At 30.8% G+C, this 590-nt stretch carries 1 protein-coding gene; it reads left to right on the top strand.

All coding sequences use genetic code 11. The features are described from left to right. Window positions 1-100 precede the first annotated feature (100 nt). Complete coding sequence (locus DWW43_RS10725) at window positions 101-574, top strand: GNAT family N-acetyltransferase (protein WP_008402207.1); 474 nt, start codon at window positions 101-103, stop codon at window positions 572-574. Window positions 575-590 lie beyond the last annotated feature (16 nt).

Raw genomic sequence — 590 nt, forward strand, 5'->3', positions numbered from 1 at the left:
AAATTCCAGTTTTTGAAACTGAGAAATCGGAATTTAACGGAGGAATCATTATGTGTGGAATGACAACTGATTTATAAATAAAAATAAATCGGAGGTTTATATGAATTATTCAATAAGAGAATTAAAACAAGATGGAAATAAGGTATTAGATACTTTTTTGTACGAGGCGATTTTTATTCCCGAAGGAGTTTCTGCACCGCCCAAAGATATTATTAACCAACCAGATTTGCAAGTATATGTAAAAGACTTTGGTAAGAATAAGGGAGACTTATGTTTGGTTGCTCAAGTTGGGGATAAAATTGTTGGTGCCGTATGGGTTCGGATTATGAATGATTATGGTCATATAGATAATGAAACACCGTCTTTTGCAATTTCACTTCTTAAGGAGTATAGAAACTATGGTATCGGAACAGAATTAATGAAACAGATGCTAACAAAACTAAAATTAGAAGGATATAAACAAGCATCATTATCAGTTCAAAAGATGAATTATGCTGTCCGTATGTATAGGAAGATAGGATTTGAAATTATTGATGAAAATGATGAAGAATATATTATGATTTGTAAATTATAGACACTTGCAAATTCAA

Source organism: Clostridium sp. AF15-41 (assembly GCF_003604095.1).
In the GTDB taxonomy this organism is placed as follows: domain Bacteria; phylum Bacillota; class Clostridia; order Lachnospirales; family Lachnospiraceae; genus Coprococcus.